Source organism: Lacihabitans sp. CS3-21, assembly GCF_024343675.1.
Taxonomy (GTDB): Bacteria; Bacteroidota; Bacteroidia; order Cytophagales; family Spirosomataceae; genus Leadbetterella.
On sequence record NZ_RJUD01000007.1, the window covers coordinates 48,374 to 63,054 of the forward strand.

The 14,681-nt window shown below is 35.0% G+C and carries 12 protein-coding genes; 9 read left to right on the plus strand and 3 right to left on the minus strand.

The genetic code is table 11. The features are described from left to right. Positions 1-46: 46 nt before the first annotated feature. Genes EGI24_RS06405 through EGI24_RS06415 form a run of 3 tightly spaced genes read left to right on the plus strand, consistent with a single transcriptional unit; the run spans position 47 to position 4,680 of the window. Positions 47-2,377 (plus strand): peptidylprolyl isomerase, encoded by a 2,331-nt coding sequence (locus tag EGI24_RS06405; protein WP_255047530.1) that lies wholly within the window; start codon positions 47-49, stop codon positions 2,375-2,377. Continuing rightward, positions 2,374-3,693: a peptidylprolyl isomerase gene (locus EGI24_RS06410; protein WP_255047531.1), complete on the plus strand. Its 1,320-nt coding sequence runs from the start codon at positions 2,374-2,376 to the stop codon at positions 3,691-3,693. The genes EGI24_RS06405 and EGI24_RS06410 overlap by 4 nt, the downstream gene beginning before the upstream one ends. 21 nt (positions 3,694-3,714) lie before the next feature. Continuing rightward, positions 3,715-4,680: a MoxR family ATPase gene (locus tag EGI24_RS06415; protein WP_255047532.1), complete on the plus strand. Its 966-nt coding sequence runs from the start codon at positions 3,715-3,717 to the stop codon at positions 4,678-4,680. A 25-nt stretch (positions 4,681-4,705) separates the two neighbouring features. Here the strand turns inward: EGI24_RS06415 and EGI24_RS06420 are convergent, their stop codons facing one another. After that, positions 4,706-6,379, minus strand: coding sequence for a DNA polymerase/3'-5' exonuclease PolX (locus tag EGI24_RS06420; RefSeq protein ID WP_255047533.1), 1,674 nt, complete (start codon positions 6,377-6,379; stop codon positions 4,706-4,708). A 573-nt stretch (positions 6,380-6,952) separates the two neighbouring features. On the opposite strand from EGI24_RS06420, the gene EGI24_RS06425 reads away from it, so the two are divergent. The 6 genes from EGI24_RS06425 to EGI24_RS06450 all read left to right on the plus strand — a co-directional run bounded on the left by EGI24_RS06425 (position 6,953) and on the right by EGI24_RS06450 (position 13,083). Further along, the gene (locus EGI24_RS06425) at positions 6,953-7,315 is read left to right on the plus strand and encodes a hypothetical protein (RefSeq protein ID WP_255047534.1); all 363 of its coding nucleotides are present in this window, start codon (positions 6,953-6,955) and stop codon (positions 7,313-7,315) included. Positions 7,316-7,318: 3 nt separating this feature from the next. Next, positions 7,319-8,560 (plus strand): hypothetical protein, encoded by a 1,242-nt coding sequence (locus EGI24_RS06430; RefSeq protein ID WP_255047535.1) that lies wholly within the window; start codon positions 7,319-7,321, stop codon positions 8,558-8,560. A gap of 291 nt (positions 8,561-8,851) precedes the next feature. Continuing rightward, entirely contained in the window at positions 8,852-10,261 is a 1,410-nt protein-coding gene (locus EGI24_RS06435; RefSeq protein WP_255047536.1) for an NDP-hexose 2,3-dehydratase family protein, read from the plus strand. Between the two features lie 2 nt (positions 10,262-10,263). Then, the gene (locus EGI24_RS06440; protein ID WP_255047537.1) at positions 10,264-11,241 is read left to right on the plus strand and encodes a Gfo/Idh/MocA family protein; all 978 of its coding nucleotides are present in this window, start codon (positions 10,264-10,266) and stop codon (positions 11,239-11,241) included. Further along, on the plus strand, positions 11,238-12,176 hold the full coding sequence (locus EGI24_RS06445) for a glycosyltransferase family 2 protein (protein ID WP_255047538.1): 939 nt from the start codon (positions 11,238-11,240) through the stop codon (positions 12,174-12,176). The genes EGI24_RS06440 and EGI24_RS06445 overlap by 4 nt, the downstream gene beginning before the upstream one ends. Beyond that, the gene (locus EGI24_RS06450; RefSeq protein WP_255047539.1) at positions 12,166-13,083 is read left to right on the plus strand and encodes an NAD(P)-dependent oxidoreductase; all 918 of its coding nucleotides are present in this window, start codon (positions 12,166-12,168) and stop codon (positions 13,081-13,083) included. The genes EGI24_RS06445 and EGI24_RS06450 overlap by 11 nt, the downstream gene beginning before the upstream one ends. Positions 13,084-13,382: 299 nt before the next feature. Here the strand turns inward: EGI24_RS06450 and EGI24_RS06455 are convergent, their stop codons facing one another. Together EGI24_RS06455 and secG are read right to left on the minus strand one after the other, a co-directional pair. Further along, entirely contained in the window at positions 13,383-13,913 is a 531-nt protein-coding gene (locus tag EGI24_RS06455; RefSeq protein ID WP_255047540.1) for a hypothetical protein, read from the minus strand. A 346-nt stretch (positions 13,914-14,259) separates the two neighbouring features. Beyond that, the gene (gene secG / locus EGI24_RS06460; RefSeq protein ID WP_255047541.1) at positions 14,260-14,625 is read right to left on the minus strand and encodes a preprotein translocase subunit SecG; all 366 of its coding nucleotides are present in this window, start codon (positions 14,623-14,625) and stop codon (positions 14,260-14,262) included. Positions 14,626-14,681 lie beyond the last annotated feature (56 nt).

Here is a 14,681-nt window from a genome sequence, read left to right on the forward strand (position 1 = left end):
TATACACCCAGGTGCAATTAATTCTCACCAGTTTGAAAAAAATAGGATGCTTTTAAGAACATATATATACCTATCTCTAGTATTGATTGCTTTTGGATCTTGCACAAAACCCATCGGTTCAAAACCAATTGTTTTGCCTAAACCAGAGCTCAATGACGTTGTGGTGGAACCTACAATTGTTTCAGTTGGAGAAGATTCACTTACAAAATCAGATTTAATTGCCGAGTTTGAAAATTTATCTGATTTAGATTCTAGCCTAAACGAGTCTTTGATTAATCAGGTCATACAAAAAAAACTATTTCTTAAGGAAGCTATTGCGATGAAAATGGATACTTCGGACTTGTTTATAGAAGAAGTAGAAACTTACAAAAGAATAGAAATTCAGAATTTCACGGAAGATAAAGCCACGCTTACAAGGTTAGCTGAAGATTCTTACGAAAAATATCAAACAGAGATTAATGCTTCACATATATTTATACCACTATCATGGTATGCCTCTCCAGAAGATACTTTAAAAGTTTATAAGGAACTCATGGAGCTTAGAAAATATGCGATAAAAAACGACAATTTTGCGATATTGGCCAGAGAATGGTCTAAAGACAGTAAGACTTACGACAAAGGTGGAAGTCTTGGTTGGTTTACAGCCTTTCATTTGATTTACCCACTTGAAATTGCGGCTTATTCAACACCTATTGATTCTATTTCTTTACCCATAAAGACAAAATCGGGTTATCATTTGGTAAAGGTAAATGATAAAAGAAAAAACAGCGGTTATGTTAAAGTACAACACATATTTAAATATCTAAAGTCTGAAATCAATAAGGATGAATACGATAAAACCTATCAAACCCTAGATTCATTAAAAAATCTACTTCAGAATGGAGCAAGTTTTGAAGAATTGGTAAATAAATATTCCGATGACTTCAATTCCAAGGATGCTCAAGGTCAATTGCCCGTTTTTGGAATAGGTACCAGAGAAGAATCCACTTTTGAAGAAGCTGCTTTTTCTCTAGAAAAAGGAGAAGTATCCAAACCCGTTCGATCTAGTAGTGGTTTACACCTCATTAAACTAATTGAAAAATACCAACCAGATAATAAAGAATCTTATCTAAAGAAAATTCAGCCAAAACTTACCACAGATTCAAGAGCCGAATACTTGCAAATCAAGAAATTCAATGACTTAAAAAAGAAATTTGAGCTAGTGGTAAATGATGAAATTCTAACCCAATGCCTCAATTACGCTGATGATAGGATTTTAAGACGAGAATGGAAGATGTCCCACAATGAACTTTCAAATTTTGTTCTTTTCTCAACCAATCAAAAAAAGTATTTTGTTTCTTCTTTCTTTAGTTATATAATCGAACGCCAAGAATTTGAGAAATGGAGAGCCGAAGAAAAGCCAGTAGAGATATTTAAAATGCTCTTCGACAAATTTGTGAATCAGCAACTCACTAACTTGGAGGAAAATAATATTCTGACCAACAACCCAAATCTCGAAAGGCTGTTCAAATTTCAAAAAGATAACCTCCTCTATTCGAAATTTTACAACAGGATGATAATCGAAAAATCTTTAGATGATTCAAGTGGCCAAAAGAAGTTTTTTGATTCCAACCCAGAATTGTTTCCGAGTGTTGAAATGGGCTCGTTTACCGTAGTTAGTTTTGCAGATAGCCTGATTTATGACAGATTTAAAGTCGCGAGAACGAAAACGAAGCCATACCAACTTAACAGAGGGATAAAACCTCTTTACTACGAAAAAGATAAATATATTATTGACATAGAAGAAAAAAGGAAACTTACCGGTTTAGTTTCTATACTCAAGAAAAACCCTGGATATATAGTAGAAATTGGCGGACACATTGACAAAAATGAGTATGAGCAGGTTGCAGAGCTAAGAATTCAGCAAATCGTTGATTTTTTGGTTGAAAATGGCTTACCTTTGACGAGAATTTTGGAAGTAAACTATAAGAACAGTAAAGTTCAAGATAGATTTGATTGGACAAAAAACCAAAGAGTTACTTTCCAGTTTTTCAGTAATCTAGAGTCTGATTTGATAAAAGTTTTCACTGAAAAACAATCTGATGCCATACGCTTCAAAACTTACAACATAGATAAGCAAGAATTTGAAGATAAGTTGAAGCTCAAATGGGAGAGTCAGACGGGTATTGTGGCAATTGATGGTAGAATAGAAGAGTTTTCATTAAGAATCAAAAAAGCTAGTAGATCTTTTAATGACTATAAATATCAAGTCATAGACAAATACCAAGCGTATTTAACTGAAGAGCTAACCAAACATTTAGCAAAGAAGTATAAAATAAGTGTAGATAACACAGAGTTAAATAAAATAATAGAGGAAGTAAAAAGTAATAATAAATGATAAAGAGGTTAGTATTGGCATTGATTGCCATTCCATTTATAAGTTTTGGACAGACATCCACCAATGTAGACAAGATTGTAGCAAAAATAGATAACTATTATATCTTAAAATCTGAGGTAGAAACCATAGTTGAAAGAGGCAAACAGGAAGGTCAGGAAATGAACAGATGCCAAGCTTTGGAAAGTTTGGCGATTCAGAAGCTTTTGGTGGCCAAAGCCGAGATTGACTCCGTGATTGTGGACGAAGACATGGTAAATGGCCAGTTAGATGCCCGTATGCAGGAAATGATCAGGGCTTACGGAAACGAAAAAAATATCGTACAACAATTTAGCAAGTCGATAGAAACCTTGAAATCTGAACTAAAAAGTCAGGTTCGTGAGCAGCTAACTTCCGATAAAATGAGGAATACGATTACTGAAAATGTAAATGTTACCCCTCTCGAAGTAAAAAACTTCTTCAGCAAAATACCTGCTGACAGCTTACCGATTATACCCACTGAAGTGATTATATCACAAATTGTGCGATTGGCTCCTGTAACAAAAGCCATGAAAGATGAATTAGTGGAAAGATTGAATGGCTTCAAGAAAAGAATTGAATTGGGTGAAAATTTTGCCGAATTGGCCAAAGAGTTTTCAGAAGATCAAGGCTCTAAAGTACAAGGCGGCGACTTGGGTTGGGCCAAAAGAGGGCAAATGGTTGCCGAATTTGAAGCCTCTGCCATGACACTTGACTCTGGAAAACTTTCAGAGGTGATTGAATCTGAATTTGGCTTTCACTTGATCCAAACGCTAGAAAAAAGAGGCCAAGAATATCGTGCAAGACACATACTATTGAGACCTGATTATAGCAGACTAGACCTTACTGAGCCTAAGAGATTTCTGGATAGCTTGAAAAATCAAATTGAGATTGATAGCATCAAATTTGAAAAAGCAATAAAATTGTACTCTCAAGATAAAAACACTGCAGATGCTGGAGGAATCATCATGAATCCTGAAACTGGAAGCAATTGGCAAGCAGTAGATGTTTCTATGGAACCTAATTTGTACTTTACGGTAGACCCCATGAAGGTTGGCACAATAAGTGGTACTTTGAACTACAGAACGGCAGATGGTAAAACAGGCATGAGACTAATCAAAATCAAAGATAAAAAAGAAGCCCACAGAGCCAACATGAAGGATGATTATGAAAAGTTGAAAAACTACGCCATGAACAATAAGCAAAACGAGTCCATTGAAAAATGGTTTAAGGATGCCATTGCAGAAGTGTATATCAATATCGAAAAAGAATACGAAGCTTGTAAATTATTTGAACAATAAACCCTTTTCACCAAAGTGCAATTGAAGAATTTCAACTCGGATGTAGAAGCAGCAGATGCTTTAAAAAACACATATCAAGAACTTTCAAAAGAGATAGGTAAAGTAATTGTCGGACAAGAAGAGACCGTAAAATTATTGTTGACTGCTATATTTTGTCAAGGTCACTGCCTACTTGTGGGCGTACCTGGATTGGCCAAAACTTTGTTGGTACAAACTATCGCCTCAGCATTAGATTTAGATTTCAATAGGATACAGTTTACGCCTGACTTAATGCCATCGGACATTGTTGGATCAGAGACCTTGGACAACAACCGAAATTTCAAATTTGTAAAAGGACCCGTATTTGCTAATATCATTTTAGCCGATGAGATAAACCGTACGCCACCAAAAACACAATCGGCCTTGTTGGAGTCTATGCAAGAATACTCAGTAACCGTGGCGGGTGAAAGACACCAATTGTCGAAGCCGTTTTTTGTATTGGCTACCCAAAACCCCATTGAGCAGGAAGGAACTTATCCCCTACCCGAAGCTCAATTAGACCGTTTTATGTTTATGGTCAATTTGGATTATCCGAGTTTTGAACAAGAAATGGCGATTGTAAAAAGTACCACATCGAATGTAAAGACAGTAGTAAACAAAATATTGGGAGCAGAAGACATTATCCTTTTCCAAGATTTGGTTAGAAAAGTACCTGTGGCTGACAATGTGGTAGAATATGCAGTGAGATTGGTACACAAAACCAGACCTAACATCGAAGGTGCTTCAGAAGAATCTAAGAAGTTTCTAGAATGGGGAGCTGGCCCAAGAGCCTCTCAGAACTTGGTTTTAGCTGCCAAATGCCATGCCTTGATCAACGGAAAATACTCGCCAGACATAGAAGACGTAAAAGCCGTGGCCTTCCCAGTTTTACGACACAGAATAGTACGAAATTTCAAGGCAGAAGCCGAGGGAATGAGTACCGAAGAAATCATAAAGAAATTAATGTAAAATAAGGAGAGTCGAAAGGCTCTCCTTATTTTTTGGAGAACACTTTCATGATTTCCTCTTTGCTCAGGCAATTCAGAGTCATATCTACCGTCAAGCCCGCCTTTCTGGCCACAGCCACGCCATAATGCATGTCATGAATTCCCTTGGTCTCATGGGCATCGGGGTTTATACTGATCATCACGCCTTTTGAGAGACAATAATCTATCCATCGCCAATCAATGTCCAAGCGGTATGGGCTAGCATTAAGTTCCATAACCACTTTATTGGCTGCACAGGCATCAATGATCATTTTATAATCAAAAGGATATCCCTTTCTCGAAAGTAATAGCCTGCCTGAAGGATGCCCCAAAATACTCGTATAAGGATTCTCCACGGCCTTTAGCAGCCTTCTTGTGGCTTTTTCCTTGTCCATGTTCAGAACAGCATGAACGGAGGCCACCACGTAATCAAACGAAGCCAAAACATCCTTTTCATAATCCAGATCACCGTTGATCAATATGTCAGACTCTATGCCTTTTAAAATGGCAAAATCGGTGTAAGCGGCATTTAGGGCATCTATTTCTTGGTGTTGTTTGACTACGGTTTCTGGCCAAAGTCCGGAGGCGTAGGAAGCGGTTTGGCTATGGTCAGCTATTCCAAAATACTTTAGGCCGAGGCCTTTGCAATAATCAGCCATTTCTTTGAGCGTATGGCTGCCGTCGGAATACGTAGAGTGATTGTGCACCGTTCCTTTTAACTTTTCCCAAGTGACCAAGTCTTCATTTTTGTGGGTCTGAATCCACTCAAACTCCTCTCTGCCCTCACGCATTTCGGGAACGATATAGCCAAAACCGAACGAAGCATATGCCTCGGCTTCGTCCGTAAAGGTGTTTTTACTCAGGTGATTCAAAAACGTTAGGCCTTCTTTGTTTTGGTATTTCAGGTGTTCTTCGTCCGAATTTTTTATGAGATTTTTGACCACGAAGTCTCTCGAAGATACTTTTTCTATTTCTATAGCCACCGCATAGTCGCCATACAAACCTCTCCAAACACTGGGCGACGAGGTCTTCATATCTTGGTGAAACAGCTCCGCATCGAACTTCAAGCCACCAAAACCATCTTTCACCACCAAAAACTGTAGCATATCTACCGTTTCAGATTTTCTGACCACCTGCCCTACCTCATGGGCATGTTCATAGGTTGTTGTGATTTTTTGCAGAATTTCGGCACTCAGTTCTGCGGCTTTGTTCATTCTGAGTTTGCCCATCTGCTCCTGCATAAAGGCCAAAGACTCCAGAATAGCGTCTTGTGTTTTTTGCCCAAAACCCTTGGTTTGGGCTATTTTGTGGTTTTCACAAGCTATTTTGAGGTCATTGATGTTGTCAATGCCCAATTCTTTCCAAAGCGTTTTTATCTTTTTTACGCCCAAGCCTTTTACTTTGAAAATATCAAAAATACCTTCTGGCGTAATTTCAATGAGATCGTTGAGCTCTTTTAAAGTACCGGTTCTGACAATTTCTTCGATATTGCCCGACAACACTTTACCAAAGCCACGGATTAAACCCACTTCCTTAGGCGACATTTCAGCAATAGGCGTATCAAGCCTTTCCAAAGTAAAAACACTGGAAATATACACCTTAGACCGCATTTCGTCACGGTCGTGCAGGTCAAGAAGTTTACCCGTAAGCTGGATAATATCGGCGATGTCAGAATTGCTCATTTTTGCTTTATAATTGGAAAGTAAAATTATAGGATTTTGGGGGGAAATCAAATGGTTGTTGGAAGGTTTGGTTCTTGAATTTTCAATGGTTCTGAGATTGATTTCTAAACCACATTCAATTGATCAAATAAGTAAATCAAGTTTGTTTACTTTAAACAAACAAATAGCGTTTAGACGCTTGTGATTAAATTAATCACCAACAATGATTAATCATTATACATTTAATAATTCTCTTATTTGAATTGGACTGTAAACCCTATTTTTTCAGTTAAAAAAAAGAGTAAATCTCAGTTAGTCAGGAAATTTCATTTTATAACACCAAAGTATCAAACACAATTTGATTCCTTCTGCCCATTATATGGCCAGTATTTTTTTTCAAATAAAGATTTTATATAGCTGTTCTAATTAAAAAGCTCAATTGCAAAAAAAGAGACTTTAACAAGGATTCCCACTAAGTTGAAACCTTGCAAAATTTTTATAAAGTAAGATTAACCTTTTTTTAATTTCATTTTAATCTAAAAGGTATCATTTATATATATATTTGTTACCTTTTCACAATTTCCAATTTAAAGAATGATTAGAAACACTTTAATTATAATAACTGCATTGAATTGGGGTTGTGCTTCTAAAGAAGAAAATTTGTCTCTAGCTGGCAAATGGGTTAATACACAATGTGACGATAAGGTTAAACCGTGCAAGAGTGATTTCCATGAAATAATTATTGATTCAGCTATACCCGATAGTATTTTAGTTAAGACCAAATCAGGAAGTTGGGAGAAATTACGGACCTTGCACAAATGGCAATCGTTTACATTAACCCTTGAAAATGGTTACCAAACACTTTTGTATCCAAACTATAAGACCCAAAATCTCCAATATTACGATAACCGAAACAAAAAGTTTGTGTATTATCGTAAATCTTTACAGAATAATTAAAACATGCAATTCTCAAAAGAAATAAAAAACATCACGCTTTATTTGTTAATATTTGGAATAGGGTGTTTATTAATTCCAAACGTCTATGTTTGGGGAAATAGTGACCGTGACTGCTGGATAACTTGGTCTAATTACATTGGCCATCATGGCCTTCAAAATATTTACAAATTGGGGGCTGACTATCCTCCTCTGTGGCACTATTTTCTATGGCTATTTAGTAAATTTAACACCTCAGAGCGTATTTTTTTGAATGTGGTTTACCTTAAATACTTCGTATTTTTCTTCGAGGTTTTGGGTATTTTTACAGCATATAAAATACTGCTTTTCCATAAAGTAAAATATGCAAATACCCTTCCACTCCTGATACTCATAAACATTGCATTTTGGTATAATAATTTCTTGTTTGGCCAAATAGACGGTGTTCATTCTGTTTTCGCATTTATTTCAATAACATTCGCTCTCCTAAATAAACCAATTTTTAGTTTTATTTTTTTGGTGCTTTGCATAAACTTTAAATTTCAGGGAATTATTTTTTTGCCAATTATTTTATTGGTAAATTATAATAATGTTCGGGGTTATTCTTTTCTAAAAATACTTTCATTGATAATACCATCATTACTTTTACAAGTACTCATATTTATGCCATTCATTTTGTCAGGCAACGTAAAACTCGCTATCAATTCTTTTACAGAAAGCCTTGGTAGATTTCCTGTTGTAAACATGGGTGCTTACAATATTTGGTGGTTGCTACTCGATAACCCACAGGCCATAAATGATAATAATGGAATATTTGGTTTTAGCTATAATACGTATGGGATGCTGGCGTTCTTTGCCCTCTCTGGTCTTGTACTCCTCCCGTTTGGATTAAAGAGCCTAAATATTTTTACAAAAAATCTAAATATTGAATTCAGTTTCGTAAATATATTCCAGGCTACTGTATTAATTATCCTTATTTTCTTCTACTTTAATACACAAATGGCCTCTCGATACTCGCACCCCGTTATTTTGTTCGCTGGCACATTAGCCATTCTTAGAAAAGACTATCTAAGATTTTTTTTATTAAGTTTGGCAGTATTTCTTAACATGGAGGGGGCTTCCAAAATACTTAAAGGAAACATAGCCGATTTTGAAATATTTTTATTTCAACCTTGGTTTGTTTCTTTAATTTTCTTAATCGTTATTGGTCTTTACTTTTGGGATTATCTTAAAATCATCAATCAAAGTTACACAAGAAGCCATACTTAGGATATAACTAGAAACGTAGGATAACAAACCAAATTAATTGTTTGGCATTAGTTTTAATTAAACTTCAATTAAGGTATTCTGCATCCAGATTTATCTTTAAATTGAATAAATAACTAACAAACGATATATTTGTTAATTTGCAACTCTAGTTATTACCTCGCTTTTTACAGAGAAATACACTTATTATCAAGGATTTATTTTTACTTTTAAAAACATATTTTGTTGATAGCTAACAGAATTAAGATTTTTTTACCAAAAAATAATTGTTGAATTCTATTTATGTCGAAAAATATGAAACAAACAGAAATTGACTTTTTTAAATCTGCACTTACAAAAGATTCTGAAACCATGCCTTCGGCGAAGGTCCTCAATTGGATAAATGAAAAAAACAATGAAACCAAATACAATATAAATCAAATCCCTCTCGACAAACTGAAACTTTGGAATTTTGACAATATTAGCGGTAATATCATTCATGAAACAGGTAGTTTTTTTTCAATAGAAGGTATTGAGGTTACTACCAATTGGGGTAAAATTCAAAGCTGGCAGCAGCCGATTATTAATCAACCTGAAATTGGTTTTCTTGGGATTCTGACAAAAAAAATAAATGGCATCCTTCATTTTTTACTTCAAGCCAAAATAGAACCTGGCAATATTAATATTGTCCAGCTCTCCCCTACATTGCAGGCTACTAAAAGCAATTATACCAAGGCCCATAAAGGCAATGCCCCTCTTTTCTTAGAATATTTTAATGGTTCTAAAAAAGTTGAAATATTGCTTGATCAACTGCAATCCGAACAAGGTGCCCGATTTTTAAAAAAAAGAAATAGAAACATAATAATCCAAATTGACGAAGACATAGATGTGCCAGATAATTTTGTTTGGTTGACTTTGGGGCAAATTAAAGGACTAATTCAACACAATAATATTGTAAACATGGATACCCGAACGGTAATCTCTGGAATTCCTTATGGTACCAAGGATGCAGGTACTGTTAAGTTTTTTTCCAACCTAAGTAACAATATTGTTAACGAATCACTTTTAAATTCAATATTGATAGGAGACCTTAGTTATAAAAATATAGATGATATCATATCATGGATAACCCGACTAAAAATCAATTATTTTATAGAAATTAAAAAGATCCCACTTAAAGCCTTGGATAATTGGGCTTATAATGGCATGTCCATCATGCATAAAGACAAAAAATATTTCTCAGTTATAGGGGTAAATGTGGAAATCGGAAACCGTGAAGTAATTAGTTGGGATCAACCAATGATTAAACCTGCACAGGAAGGAATAATAGCTTTTTTGGTCAAGGAAATTAACGGAGTTTATCATTTTTTGGTGCAAGCAAAACTTGAGGCAGGAAACTATGATATTTTAGAACTAGCCCCTACAGTACAGTGTCTTACCGGAAATTACAGAACAGGAGAAAACGAATATTCTGTACCATTTATTAATGATGTTTTAGGAGCTACCCCTGATAGAATTTGGATTTCAACCTACCAAAGCGAGGAAGGCGGCAGGTTTTTTAAAGAGCAGAATCTTAACAGGATAGTGGAAGTAAAAGACGAATTCCCAATAGATATTCCTGAAAATTACTGTTGGATGACACTCAATCAATTATTAACTTTCATAAAATTCAATAATTATGTTAACATTGCAGCTAGAAGTCTTATTTCGGCCATATCATTTTAATAATGACAAATAAAGTAAAAATTGGCGTACTGGGTTGTGCCAATATTGCGAAGCGTTCGGTTATTCCTGCAATACTAGAATTACCTCACTTGTTTGAACTGATTTATGTTGCAAGCCGCGATATTGAAAAATCCAAGTCTTTCGCGGAAGAGTTCGGTTGTAAATATTTGGGTAGTTATGAAGAGCTTATTTCTTCTCCAGATATCCAAGCATTATACGTGCCCCTGCCCACCGGTATTCATTATGAATGGATTATAAAGGCACTCGATGCAGGAAAACATGTGTATGCCGAAAAATCATTTGCTTCAAATTATAATGAAGCATGTGAAATGGTAGAATTGGCGAAAACCAAGAATTTAGCCATTATGGAGGGCTTCATGTTTCAATATCACAGGCAGCATCAGAAGGTTTTCGAACTCCTTCGAAATAATAAGATTGGAGAAATAAGGCATTTTTCGGCCACTTTCTGTTTCCCTCCCTTGGAAAAAGGCAATTTCAGATATGATGAAGTTATTGGTGGTGGAGCCTTACTCGACGCCGCTGGCTATACTGTGAGAGCCTGCCATTTTATAATGGGCAACAACTTTGAGCTTAAGGCATCGTCATTGTATATTGATAAAAGTCTCGGAACTAATATTTATGGAAGTGCTTATCTGGTCAATCCTGAAACCAAAATTGGGGCCACGTTGGCATTTGGATTTGATAATTTCTATCAAAGTCGTTATGAAATAATTGGCCAAAAGGGTAAAATTACAGCTGAGCGAGCCTTTACTCCAAGGAAAGATTTTAGCCCAAAATTGATCCTGGAAAATGAGGGAACCATCGAAGAAATCTTTATCGAACCTGATAATCATTTTGTAAATGCATTTAAGGAGTTTTATGCTGAGATATTTTCGGATATAAAAAAAGAACACCACTATCATGACATTCTACTACAGAGTAAGACTTTGGAACAAATTAAAACAAAGGAAAATCAATGAAACTATCGATTGTAAGTCCTGTGTATGGTGCATCTGCTTTGTTAGAAGAACTTGTGACCCGCATTCATAAAGCCTTAGTTGAAATTACGGACGATTATGAAATCATTCTTGTCAATGATAACAGTCCCGACAATAGTTTGCAGATAATAAGAGAATTGGTAAAAAACGATAATAAATTAATAGGTATAAATCTGAGCAGGAACTTTGGACAACAAAATGCTATTAATGCCGGATTTGAGTATGCTACGGGAGATTTTGTAGTTACACTTGATTGTGACCTACAAGATGAGCCAGAACGCATAATAGATTTGTATAAAGTAGCCACCGAGAATGGCAAAGATATTGTTTTTGCCAGTAGAGTAGACCGCCAAGATGACTTTCTTAAAAAACTGAGTTCTAAAGCATTTAATTATCTCATGAGTTATCTTACAGAGACCCGACAAGACAGCTCTGTTGCCAATTTTATTTTATATCGCAAATGTGCTGTTGATGCTATGTTAAAGCTCGGTGATTATCACAAATACTATCCTATGATGAATAGGTGGATTGGATTTGACACGGCTACTGTCCCAATAACTCATGCACAAAGAAAAGATGATATTAAGTCATCATATTCTTTAAAAAAACGATTAAGACTAGCATTATCTACAATTATTGCATTTTCTGATAAACCACTTAGATTGCTTCTAAAGTTTGGTTTTTTACTTGTCGTCTTAACCTTTATGGTGGCATTATATTTAGTATTTCATTATTATGCCTACGACAAGAAGGTCAGTGGCTGGCTATCCGTTTTTTTGTCTATTTGGTTTTTATTTGGAATCGTTATTATTGTTCTTGGGGTTTTAGGCCTGTATTTAGGTAAGATTTTTGAAAACACAAAAAACCGCCCAAATTATATAGTTAAAGAAGTATTAAAATTAAAGAATGACAGCTAAGAAAAATTCTTCGAAAAAAGTTATGGTATTCGGTGCTAACGGATATTTGGGACGCCACTTAGTTTACTATTTGTTAAAGCAAGGGTTTGAGGTTTTTCCTATCGGAAATAGTAAAGTTTCAATTGACAATCTTGCCAACTATCAATCCATTGATGTAAAAGATAAAGCGGCACTTTCAACTTTGGATTGGGAGCAAGATTTTGTTTTTGTTTTTTCAGGGAAAACCGGTACGATGGCCAGTGTAGATAATTATGAAGATTTTATTGGCGTCAATGAAACGGGTTTATTAAATATCTTAAATTGTATTAAAAATCTTAAAAATAAACCAAGAGTAATTTTTCCGTCTACCCGATTGGTTTATAAAGGTTCTGAAAAACCACTAAAGGAATCTGATGAAAAAGAAGCAAAAACCATTTATGCGGTAAATAAAATTGCTTGTGAATCTATTCTTGAAATATACAAAAATCTTTATGACATTAAGTACAGTGTTTTTAGGGTTTGTGTGCCTTATGGTTCTAAAATAAAAGATGGTTATTCTTACGGTACTATTGGTTTTTTTCTTCGTGAAGCTAAACAGCAAAAGCCGATAAAACTATATGGCGATGGAAATCTACGACGCACTTTTAGCCATGTTGAAGATATCTGTGGTCAAATCATTCTTTCTCTAGAAAGTAATTCAGCGGAAAATCAGACTTACAATATCGCTGGTGAAACATTTTCATTACTGCAAGTGGCTACTTTAATTGCCCAAAAATATGGTTCAGATGTAAGTTTTGCCGAATGGCCTGAAAATGACTTAAAAATAGAGTCTGGACATACTGAATTCGATGATAGTAAAATTATGAATGAATTTGGATTTATACTTAAAAATAAATTTCAAAACTGGCTTAGTAAATCTGGTAACTAATTTTAACAAAGACAATTTCCCTTTGTCTCGTATTTGATATCCTCCTTTTTCCATTTTTTTTATTTCCGAATTCTAATTCGGCGGCTAAAAGCCGTATTTCACACGTAGGAAGGCAATAGCCTTTGCACAGCTGGATTAGTAATTGTTTTGCCTTATTCTTTAAAAATTCGATTCTTTTTATTACGTCTTGGAGTTCTCAATTCTGCGGCTAGAAAATCGTTGTTGCAATTGCTCTACACTTATATGAATGAAATATCCTTCGAACAGCTGAGTTTAGAAAAATACCTCATGAAATTAAATTATAATTTCATTATCTTAATGTTTTCGTATACCTCATAAAATACGTCGTAATTAATGCTTTTACGCTTTTTAGGATTAGTATATGTCAAAGGAATCTCCCAAAAATCTTTAGTTATTAAATTTGACATGTTGTAGAATAAAAATTTTATCGTTCCAAGTATTATTTCCCCATCTTTATTTAACAGTACCGGGCAAAACTTTTCACCATCTACTATAAGTCCATGATAAACCTTCATTTTGTATTGAGCATGCTTTGCCAAATCATATGAGATTAAATAGTGAAGAAGATCGGTTTCCATTTTTTTTGTTAACTCTCTCTGCCTATTAGGTTCATTCAATAATAAACTTTTGGTGCACAATTCCTCCTGAATAATATGAATATAGTCGGTGAAATCTTTTTTTTGATCGAAACTAATATTAAGTGCAGATTCTATATTTCTTAAATATTCTTGTTTATCAAAAAAGGTCTTCCCGTATGAATTGATATTAGCCAAATAATCTACCTCATTTTTTAGAATCCATTTTTCCATTTTCTTCAATATTAGTTATTTAATTTGCCATTGCCTATATGAAACATTACCCCTTGGTAGTACACCAACCTTTCAGAATTTAAGAGCTGACCTAAGACTATTACAATTTTGACAAACTGCATCAGAAACCCTAAATTCGTAAGGTTCACTTGCAAATACATGATTTCAGCTCTTCGGGATGTCCCGAAGGGCAATCACGAATTGAGATAAGAAGGATTTCCAATCCGATATTAAATTTCTAACATTCAACTTAGCAATTCACAGGTAAAAAAAATCAGCTAAAGGTATCATTTCACAAAAAAAAGACACCCCTAAGGATGTCTTTCAAATATAATGCTGAAATATATTACTTTGCTGGTGTTGGCGTAGTGGCTGGTGCTGTTACTGGAGCCGTTGCAGGGGCTGTAAGCGGTGCAGTTGGCAATGCCGGAGCAGTGGTTGCTTTTTCTACGTTTACGTCGCTGTCAGTGGTTGCTGACGAACCCAATGTTTTTGTCAAAATAACTGTACTCAAAGCGGCTACTAACAAGAAAGCAAAAAAGCCCCAAGTCAATTTCTCCAATATGTCGCCTGTTTTTTGTACACCAAACATCTGTGTTGAGCTTCCTCCAAATTCTGAAGATATACCGCCACCTTTGGGGTTTTGAACCAATATCACGATGATAAGTAATAAAGCCACCAATATCATCAAAACTAGAATAGTTGTTATCATTTTATATAATTTTCTTATTGTTTTCTAAAAGAACCGCAAAGTTAGTATTTTTTCGA

Bases quoted from the DNA above. Each gene is read 5' to 3' on its own strand.
- EGI24_RS06420 (WP_255047533.1), bottom strand. From the start codon at position 6,379: ATGAGCAATTCTGACATCGCCGATATTATCCAGCTTACGGGTAAACTT.
- EGI24_RS06410 (WP_255047531.1), top strand. From the start codon at position 2,374: ATGATAAAGAGGTTAGTATTGGCATTGATTGCCATTCCATTTATAAGT.
- secG (WP_255047541.1), bottom strand. From the start codon at position 14,625: ATGATAACAACTATTCTAGTTTTGATGATATTGGTGGCTTTATTACTT.
- EGI24_RS06435 (WP_255047536.1), top strand. From the start codon at position 8,852: ATGAAACAAACAGAAATTGACTTTTTTAAATCTGCACTTACAAAAGAT.
- EGI24_RS06430 (WP_255047535.1), top strand. From the start codon at position 7,319: ATGCAATTCTCAAAAGAAATAAAAAACATCACGCTTTATTTGTTAATA.
- EGI24_RS06405 (WP_255047530.1), top strand. From the start codon at position 47: ATGCTTTTAAGAACATATATATACCTATCTCTAGTATTGATTGCTTTT.
- EGI24_RS06440 (WP_255047537.1), top strand. From the start codon at position 10,264: ATGACAAATAAAGTAAAAATTGGCGTACTGGGTTGTGCCAATATTGCG.
- EGI24_RS06450 (WP_255047539.1), top strand. From the start codon at position 12,166: ATGACAGCTAAGAAAAATTCTTCGAAAAAAGTTATGGTATTCGGTGCT.
- EGI24_RS06455 (WP_255047540.1), bottom strand. From the start codon at position 13,913: ATGGAAAAATGGATTCTAAAAAATGAGGTAGATTATTTGGCTAATATC.
- EGI24_RS06425 (WP_255047534.1), top strand. From the start codon at position 6,953: ATGATTAGAAACACTTTAATTATAATAACTGCATTGAATTGGGGTTGT.
- EGI24_RS06445 (WP_255047538.1), top strand. From the start codon at position 11,238: ATGAAACTATCGATTGTAAGTCCTGTGTATGGTGCATCTGCTTTGTTA.